This window comes from Lutispora sp. (genome assembly GCF_041687175.1).
In the GTDB taxonomy this organism is placed as follows: Bacteria; Bacillota; Clostridia; order Lutisporales; family Lutisporaceae; genus Lutispora.
Genome location: NZ_JAWLCK010000024.1, coordinates 21,023 through 30,280 on the forward strand (window position 1 = coordinate 21,023; position 9,258 = coordinate 30,280).

The 9,258-nt window shown below is 37.9% G+C and carries 9 protein-coding genes; all 9 read left to right on the forward strand.

Annotated features, from left to right (window positions below; all coding sequences use genetic code 11):
- Nucleotides 1-248: 248 nt before the first annotated feature.
- The 9 genes from ACESM9_RS05770 (at nt 249) to ACESM9_RS05810 (ending at nt 8,662) form a co-directional block, all read left to right on the forward strand.
- Nucleotides 249-1,439 (forward strand): ABC transporter substrate-binding protein, encoded by a 1,191-nt coding sequence (locus ACESM9_RS05770; protein WP_372996205.1) that lies wholly within the window; start codon nt 249-251, stop codon nt 1,437-1,439.
- A gap of 74 nt (nt 1,440-1,513) precedes the next feature.
- Nucleotides 1,514-2,392, forward strand: coding sequence for a branched-chain amino acid ABC transporter permease (locus ACESM9_RS05775; RefSeq protein WP_372996207.1), 879 nt, complete (start codon nt 1,514-1,516; stop codon nt 2,390-2,392).
- 12 nt (nt 2,393-2,404) lie between these two features.
- Nucleotides 2,405-3,337: a branched-chain amino acid ABC transporter permease gene (locus tag ACESM9_RS05780; RefSeq protein WP_372996209.1), complete on the forward strand. Its 933-nt coding sequence runs from the start codon at nt 2,405-2,407 to the stop codon at nt 3,335-3,337.
- On the forward strand, nt 3,338-4,114 hold the full coding sequence (locus ACESM9_RS05785; protein WP_372996211.1) for an ABC transporter ATP-binding protein: 777 nt from the start codon (nt 3,338-3,340) through the stop codon (nt 4,112-4,114).
- A 168-nt stretch (nt 4,115-4,282) separates the two neighbouring features.
- Nucleotides 4,283-5,545: a LysM peptidoglycan-binding domain-containing protein gene (locus ACESM9_RS05790; RefSeq protein WP_372996213.1), complete on the forward strand. Its 1,263-nt coding sequence runs from the start codon at nt 4,283-4,285 to the stop codon at nt 5,543-5,545.
- 285 nt (nt 5,546-5,830) lie between these two features.
- On the forward strand, nt 5,831-6,703 hold the full coding sequence (locus ACESM9_RS05795) for a tRNA 2-thiocytidine biosynthesis TtcA family protein (protein ID WP_372996215.1): 873 nt from the start codon (nt 5,831-5,833) through the stop codon (nt 6,701-6,703).
- A gap of 5 nt (nt 6,704-6,708) precedes the next feature.
- Nucleotides 6,709-7,197 carry an LURP-one-related/scramblase family protein gene (locus ACESM9_RS05800; protein WP_372996217.1) on the forward strand — a complete coding sequence of 163 codons (489 nt, stop codon included), beginning with the start codon at nt 6,709-6,711 and terminating at the stop codon, nt 7,195-7,197.
- 107 nt (nt 7,198-7,304) lie between these two features.
- Nucleotides 7,305-7,682, forward strand: a complete 378-nt coding sequence (gene mscL, locus ACESM9_RS05805) for a large conductance mechanosensitive channel protein MscL (RefSeq protein WP_372996219.1) — start codon at nt 7,305-7,307, stop codon at nt 7,680-7,682.
- Between the two features lie 20 nt (nt 7,683-7,702).
- On the forward strand, nt 7,703-8,662 hold the full coding sequence (locus ACESM9_RS05810; protein ID WP_372996223.1) for a P1 family peptidase: 960 nt from the start codon (nt 7,703-7,705) through the stop codon (nt 8,660-8,662).
- Nucleotides 8,663-9,258 lie beyond the last annotated feature (596 nt).

The following is a 9,258-nucleotide window of genomic DNA, read 5'->3' on the forward strand; positions in this document are numbered from 1 at the left end:
TTTTACCCCGGGGAATTCAGATCTGATAAGAAACATAATAATTTGATTAGAGGTGTTGCAGAGATTATAAATTGTTAAATGATTATAGAAATTCAGGTTATCCTGAAGGTGCCAAGGGACTGAAGAATCTATAATGGGATTCTTGGGCAAATCCTTTCAGATGCAGAGGATGCAGCGCTTTCATAACAATGATGTGTTTATATTAGCAATAATTACTCAATGATTTACGAATAGAGGAGGAATAATTAATGAGAAAATTGTCTTTAGTTTTGGCAATGGTATTAGTATTAAGCTTATTTGTAGGTTGCAGCTCACAGCAGGCAGCAGCGCCTGCTCCGTCAGCAAATGCCACCGAATCAGATAAAGGAGCGATAAAAGTAGGCTTGAATTATGAACTATCCGGTAATGTGGCAACTTATGGGCAAGGCTTAACAGAGGGTATTGAATTGGCTGTAGAAGAGATCAATAGCAAAGATGGAGTTTTAGGTAAGCAAGTTGAGCTTGTAAAGGCAGACAATAAATCAGACAATGCTGAAGCTGCCAATGTAGCAACAAAGCTTATTACAAGGGATAAGGTAGTAGCAATCTTAGGTCCCGCTACATCTGGCAATACAAAAGGTGCCATACCTGTGGCAACTCAGCACAAGGTGCCTCTGATATCTGCTTCAGCAACTGCTGATGATGTAACTGTAGACAGCAATGGAAATGTAAGGGAATTTATATTCAAAACCTGTTTTAGCGACTCATTCCAAGGTTTTATAATGGCGAACTTTGCTTTCGAAGATTTGAAAGTAAAAAATGCAGCAATACTTATGGACAATACCAGTGATTACAGTAAAGGTTTGACAGCAAGCTTTAAAGAGAGATTTGAGAGCCTGGGAGGTACTGTAGTTACAGAGCAGGCTTATCAAGCAAAGGAAAAGGATTTCAGAGCAGTCTTGACAAACATTAAGAGTGCAAATCCAGAGGTATTGTATCTCCCAGGATATTATGAAGAGGTTGGATTAATAGTTAAGCAAGCAAGAGAATTAGGATTGAATGTACCCGTACTTGGAGGAGATGGATATGACTCTCCGAAGCTTACGGAACTAGCAGGCAATGAAGCGCTAAACGGTGTTTACTTTACAAACCATTATTCATCTATGGATGATAGCCCAGAAGTAGTTAAGTTTAAAGAAGCCTTTAATTCAAAATACGGCAAGGATCCGGATGCCTTCAATGCACTGGGATATGATTTAGCATACTTCTTGGCAGATGCAATAGAGAGAGCAGGGGAAGCTGAACCTTTAAAGATTAAGGATGCTTTAGAAGCAACAAAGAATTTCCAAGGAATAACAGGTACTCTTTCAGTAGATGAAAATCACAATCCAGTGAAGGCAATAACTATAATAGAGATGAAAGACGGAGTTCAAACCTTCTTAAAGAAACAACAACCATAATATACATGAAGAATGCATGGGGGGATATTTGAAATGTCTCCCCAGCCTTCGATTTTTAAAGGAAGTGGTGAAAAATGGAGCAAGTATTACAGCAATTAATAAATGGTATTTCTTTGGGAAGTATTTATGCTCTTATTGCATTAGGTTATACAATGGTATATGGAATCATAAATCTAATAAATTTTGCCCATGGGGATATATATATGATTGGTGCATACATTGGATTTGCATGCACTACCTTTTTAGGCATGAGTTTCATTCCTGCCCTGATAGTTTCCATGATATCAACTGCTGTGTTGGGTGTCATAGTCGAAAAAGTGGCATATAAGCCAATTAGGAAATCTACTAGGATAGCAGCTCTCATTACAGCAATAAGCGTATCTCTTTTCCTGGAGTACGGAATGATGTATTTTGTAAAGCCGGAAACCAGAACCTTCCCTGAAGTTTTATCCAGCAAAAACATAACTCTGGGAAATCTAATAGTAAACAATAAGGATATATATATAGTCATTATAACAGTTGTTATGATGCTGGTTCTTCAGTATGTAATTCACAAAACAAAAATAGGCATGGCTATGAGGGCTACATCTATGGACAGCGAAGCTGCCCAGCTGATGGGAATAAGCGTAGACAATACCATATCTACTACCTTTGCCATAGGTTCATGTCTTGCAGGTGCAGCAGGAGTTCTCGTAGGGGTATACTACAATTCTATTGATCCTCTTATGGGAATGATGCCGGGGATAAAGGCTTTTATAGCGGCAGTAATAGGCGGAATAGGAATAATACCGGGAGCCATGTTTGGCGGATACTTATTGGGCATTACGGAAACTATGGTTAGCGCTTATGGTTATTCTCTGTACAAGGATGCTGTGGCCTTTGCAATATTGATATTTATGCTTCTAATAAAGCCAAAGGGACTCTTTGGTAAGAATGTAAGAGAAAAAGTATAGGAGGGATGCCTTGTGAGAATTTTAAACAAGAAAAATATAATTGCAGTATTATTTATACTACTCATATATGCTGCTGGAGAGATTATGCTGAGACAAGGTATTATTGACTCCTATATAGAGCTTAATATTATTTTGATAGGGATCAATATAATTCTTGCAGTAGGGCTGAATCTGGTTACAGGATTTACTGGTCAATTTTCCCTTGGACATGCAGCTTTTATGGCTGTGGGAGCTTATACTTCGGCGATATTGACTGCAAAGTTTAACCAACCCTTTATAGTAGCTATAATATTTTCTGCAATAGCAGCAGCTTTGGCAGGAGTTATCATTGGAATACCTACCCTTAGGTTAAAGGGGGATTATCTGGCTATAGCTACTTTAGGTTTTGGAGAAATAGTTAAGATATTAGCACTAAATATAGATTATATTGGTGGAGCAAGAGGTTTCATGGACATTCCTAAGTATACAAATTGGACTTGGATATATTTCATGGTGGTGCTTTCAATTGTTGTTATTAAGAATTTTATAGACTCCAGGGGAGGAAGAGCTTGTATATCCATAAGCCAGGATGAAACAGCGGCAGAGGCCATGGGTATCAATACAACGAAATATAAGATTCTAGCCTTCGTAATAGGAGCATTTTTTGCAGGCATAGCTGGGGCACTATATGCAAATTATTTCTATTTCATAAAACCGGACTCTTTTGGATATATGAAATCTATTGATATTCTTGTGATAGTAGTTTTTGGAGGTATGGGAAGCATTGCCGGTTCAGTAGTTGGTGCAATTGTACTATCTCTTATATCATTGTTCCTGCAGAGCATACCCGAATTAAGAATGGTCATATATGCGGTTATACTATTCCTGATAATGGTATATAGACCCCAAGGTCTCCTGGGTAAAGGGGAAATAAAACTGAAGTTTTTAAGAAAGAGGGTGGCCTAAATGCCTATTCTTAAGCTGAATAAAGTATCAATAACATTTGGTGGTTTAAAGGCTGTCTCAGATATTGATATGACTATAGAAAAGGGACAGATAGTCGGAGTTATTGGTCCCAATGGTGCTGGAAAAACAACCTTATTTAATCTTCTCACAGGAATGTATGTACCTACCTCTGGTGAAATTTTATTTGACAAAGGTACTTCTATTAAGCTAAATGGTCTAAAACCATATAAGATAACCAGTCATGGAATAGCAAGAACCTTTCAGAATATAAGGCTTTTTGGAGATATGACTGTTTTAGATAATGTAAAAATGGGATTTCATAGCCGTACCAAGTGCGGATTATTTTCATCAGTTATAAGACTACCATCTTATTATAATGAAGAAAAAAAGGTAAAAGAAGAAGCCGAAGAATTATTAAAAATTCTGAACCTTGATTCGAAGAAAAATGAACTTGCAAAGAATTTACCTTACGGTGAACAAAGGCGCCTTGAAATAGCAAGGGCCTTAGCATCTAAGCCCAGTATTCTCTTACTGGATGAACCTGCAGCAGGTATGAACCCAAATGAGACAAAGGAACTAACCGGCTTTATTGCCTGGGTGAGAGAAAAATTTGATTTGACAATTATACTCATAGAACATGATATAAAACTGGTCATGGGTATTTGTAATAAAGTATATGTATTAAACTATGGAAATCTTATTGCCGGAGGCACTCCTGAGGAAGTACAGAAAAACCCTCAGGTAATCGAAGCCTATATAGGTTCCGAAGGTGCATAGATATATATTTGTAAAATATGAACCATAGAGATAGTCGTATGAGGGGCATTAATGCCACTATAGCATTATTCAAAAATAACATGAATAGGAAAAGCCTCTGCATAATATCTTGATATTGAACATTGAATGAAATTCTGTTCAATAATAAATCAATACGAGGTGTTATGTATGAGGATTCATGTTGTACAAAGCGGTGATACTCTCTGGAGAATTTCAAGAACTTATAATGTAAGCATAAACGATATAGTGCAAACAAATGCAATAGCTAATCCAGACAGGCTTATTGTCGGACAGTCTCTTGTAATACCAACCCCAGACGATGTGCATGTTGTCAGACCCGGTGAAACCCTGTGGATGATAGCCAGAATGTACAATGTAACCATTCAGGACCTAGTAAGAGAGAACAATATAGCTAACCCTGATGTCATAAGTGTAGGCCAAAGGCTTAGAATTCCCAAACCGGTAATAGAGGTAAACGGATATCTCACTCAGACAGGTCCTACAGGTGAGGAAATATTAAGATGGACAGGACCATACCTCACATATTTTTGTATGTTCAGCTACGGTATTTCAAGAGACGGCAGTTTGACACCTTTAAATGACGAATCCGTAATTGCTATGGCCAGATCAAGAGGGGTAACTCCTCTTATGTGTCTTACCAATTTTGAAGGAAGAAGATTTAGTTCAGATTTGGTAAACGCATTTTTATCCAATGTAGAAGTTCAGGAAAGACAACTCACCAATATAGTCAATACTATGAGACAAAAGGGCTATGAGGGATTGAACATTGATTTCGAATATGTATATCCCAGAGACAAAGAAAACTACAATGCATTTCTAAGGCGGGCAGCCGATAGAATGCACGCTAACGGTTTCTCCATATCAACAGCTTTGGCTCCAAAGGTTAGAGCAGATCAAATAGGTCTACTATACGAAGCTCATGATTATCCTGTACATGGTCAGCTGGCTGATTTTGTGGTACTGATGACCTATGAATGGGGATGGGCCGGAGGACCTCCCTGGGCGATAGCACCTATAAATGAGGTAAAAAGAGTACTGGATTATGCAGTAACTGTAATTCCCAGGAATAAGATACTGATGGGAATACCTTTATATGGAAGAGATTGGAGAATACCGTGGGTACAAGGAACCATTGCATCCACAGTCACCTACATGCAAGCAATAAGTAGAGCACTTCAATATGGAGTTCCAATACAATACAACGAAACTTATCAATCACCATTCTTCAGATATACTGATGCATCAGGCCAGCAGCATGAAGTATGGTTTGAAGATGCTCGAAGCTATCAAGCAAAATATGAAACCATCAAGGAGTATGGGCTGAGAGGAGCCAGCTATTGGGCACTGAATCTGGAGTCAATTCCTAACTGGCCTGTATTAATAAGCAATTTCAGAGTAGCAAAACTGTAAATGAGCCATCGTGGACGGTTTTCAGTAGCTCACTGATGAATACTTTCCCCATAAACTTAAAGAAAGGCTTACTAGATTTTTTAAATGTTTAATAGGAAGCCTTTCTTTTTTATTTAAGTAATTCTGTTCTACAAATAAATTCTTTCATATAAGCAAACATATATTTGATAGTAAAATTTCTTTATGCTATTCTATCAATATTAGAGTTATATATAATGATATTATATACTTTTGATATGATATCTCAATAAATGTGGCTATAATTACTTAAGATGAGGTGAGACCATGGACAGCATATCATCCGGAAATTGTAAAACACTGCTTCCCGCAGGAGAGTTAAAGCCTTTGGATGAAATAGAGAGAAGCATAATAAAAAAATACAGGAAACATCTTTGGTCAAAGTTTATAAAAGCTATAAAGGATTTTAAGCTTGTAGAAGAGGGGGATAAAATTGCCGTTGCCATATCAGGGGGCAAGGACAGCATGCTCATGGCTAAACTTTTTCAAGAGCTTCAAAAGCACGGGGAAATGAAAATAGATCTGGAATTTATCGTGGCAGATCCAGGATATCATGAGCAAATAAGAGAACTGATGATCCAGAACTGTGAATATTTGAACATTCCTGTAAAGATTTTTGACTCAGGCATATTTAAAATAGTAGATAAAATTGCCAAAGATTATCCTTGCTATATGTGTGCCAAGATGCGTCGAGGAGCCTTGTATTCAAGGGCTCAGGAGTTAGGTTGTAACAAGCTTGCACTAGGCCATCATTTTAATGATATGATAGAAACAACCATGATGAATATCCTTTATACTGGAAGCTTCAAAACCATGCTGCCGAAGCTTCATTCCACCAATTTTAAAGGCTTGGAACTCATAAGACCTATGTATTATATAGAAGAAAAGTATATAGAGCGCTTTACCCAGAACAGCGGAATCATGCCTCTTAACTGTGCTTGCATGGTAGCTGCAGAAAGAACCGGGAATAAGCGATATGAAATAAAGGATTTAATAAAAGAGCTTAGCACAAAAATTGATAATTTAGAAATAAACATAATGAGAGCAACTCAAAATGTAAACCTGGAAGCAATTTTAGGCTGGCAGAAGGGTGGAAAGAGCTATTCATATTTAGATTTCTATGATGAGTATGAGGAGTGATTATTATGCGTTTTGTAATAAAGCAAAAGTTTTTTTCCTTTGGAGACAGCTTTACAATAAATGATGAAATGGGAAATCCTCATTTTCAGGTAAGAGGGAAGGTATTTTCATTTGGTGACAAGCTCCGTATATACGATATGCAGGGGAATGAAGTTGTGTACATTGAGCAAAAACTCTTTAAGTTTCTTCCGGAATATACAATATATTATAATGGTATGCCTGCAGCCAGGGTAAAGAAAGAATTTACTTTTTTCAAACCTAAGTTTAACATCGAAAGCTTTATAGGAAACTACACCATTGAAGGCAACTTCTGGGGTATGGACTTTAATGTATTAAAAGATGGCAGGATAGCAGCCCAAGTGTCAAAAAGATGGTTTTCTTTCCGAGATACATATGGGGTAGATATTTCAGATGAAGAAGACTATGCATTCATACTGGCATTGGTAATAGTGATCGATCAGGTGATTCATGATGATAACCATAATAATAGTTAGTCACAAAAAATAGGTACCCATCACCTATAAGAGGCGGGGGCCATCTTTGAGCCTCGTTATAATAATAAAGTTGTAGAGAGAATAAAAAAACAAAGGAGGAGGCTATCATGTTACAGGAGTTTAAAAAGTTTGCATTAAGGGGAAATGTACTAGACTTGGCAATAGGAGTTATTATTGGAGGTGCTTTTGGGAAAATTGTTACTTCACTTGTAAATGATGTACTTATGCCAATTTTGGGACTTATCTTAGGTGGGATTGATTTTTCAAACTTGGAGATAACTATTAAAGATGCTTCTATTAAATATGGAGCATTTATACAAAGTGTTATTGACTTTTTGATCATTGCTTTTTCAATATTTATATTTATCAGAGCTATCAATAGATTTAAGAAGAAACAAGAGGAAAAGCCTGCTGCACCGCCAGAGCCTACTAAAGAAGAACTTTTGCTTACCGAAATAAGGGACATTCTTAAGGAGAAAAGATAACACAGGAAGTGATAAGGATGATAGAATATGTTAATATTACTGATATACCTGGTATAAAGCTCGGAAACGCTGAAGACCTGGCTGGTGGGACAGGCTGTACTGTTGTTTTGTGTGAAAAAGGCGGTATTGCCGGTGTAGATGTAAGGGGAGGTGCCCCGGGAACCCGTGAAACGGATTTGCTGAACCCTATAAATATGATGGATAGAGTTCATGGCATTATGCTGGCAGGAGGAAGCGCTTTTGGTCTTGATGCAGCAGCTGGAGTCATGGAATATCTTGAAAATAAGGGGATAGGCTTTGATGTAGGAATTACGAAAGTGCCCATTGTTTCTGCAGCTGTTCTTTTTGATCTTGTAGTGGGAAATTACAGATGCAGACCTGATAAAGAAATGGGTTATAGAACCTGCATCAATGCAGAAAATGGAGTATTTTCAGAAGGAAGTTTTGGTGCTGGTACAGGTGCTACTGTAGGGAAAATATTAGGCATGGATAAGGCTATGAAGGGGGGACTAGGCAGCTTTTGCATAAAAAATGATTCATTATATGTAGGAGCTGTTGTAGCGGTCAATTGCTTTGGTGATGTGGTAGATCCAGATAGTGGAGAGATTCTGGCAGGTGCTTATATATCGGAAGAAAAGAGATTTGCAAACACAGAATTATTAATCATGGAAAGCACAAAAAAAGAGGACAGACCTTTTTCAGGAAATACTACAATAGGTTGTGTGATCACAAACGCTCGCCTAAGCAAAGCAGAGGCCAATAAGGTTGCCTCCATGGCTCATAACGGCTATGCCAGAAGCATTAGGCCTGTCCACACCATGTATGATGGAGATACAATATTTTCCCTTACTACTGGTGAAATAGAAGCGGATGTGAATCAAATAGGAGTTTTGGCTGTAAAGGCAATGGAGCAGGCTGTGGTTAATGGGATTAAGAAGGCCTCATCACTTTTTGGCATCAGAGCTTATTCTCAAAGCTGAGTATGGTTGCGTTGCCTAGGGTATTCCTTTTGAGTCTTTATAGTCAATCTAAGAAAGCTTCATTTCAAAGGGAATAAGCATATGTGAAGCATATAGCGTAGATATCAGATATGTGCTTCAAATATGAGAGTTCGCTTTGGTAGTTCTATAGCTTGATCTCACAAAAAGCCTAACGGCACCCAAAGGACCTCCATGTCCTGGATGCCTAGTCTGGCCTCCGTGCCAGCCTTACGGCTTTTTAGTTCGCTCTTCGCTAAGAACTATAACAAAGCTCACAAAATATCCTCAGCACATATCTGATATCCACATGCTGTAGCGGTATATAGTAAATCTAAGAAAGCTACAGTAACTAGAGAATAAGCATATGTGCAAGTGAACATATTTAATGATTTTGCATTAACTCTTAGCGAAATATCTTTAGAAAAATCGTATGGGCAGCACGGATGGTACCCAAGCCTTCCAGGGCAGGAGGCCCTTTGGGAGGCGTTAGATTTTTCTTAAGATATGAGCTTTAGAGTTACCAAAATCAATACCTTTGTGAACTGCACATATGCTTATTCTGGAATGCTATAGTATCGAAGTAGTACTCTTTAGTG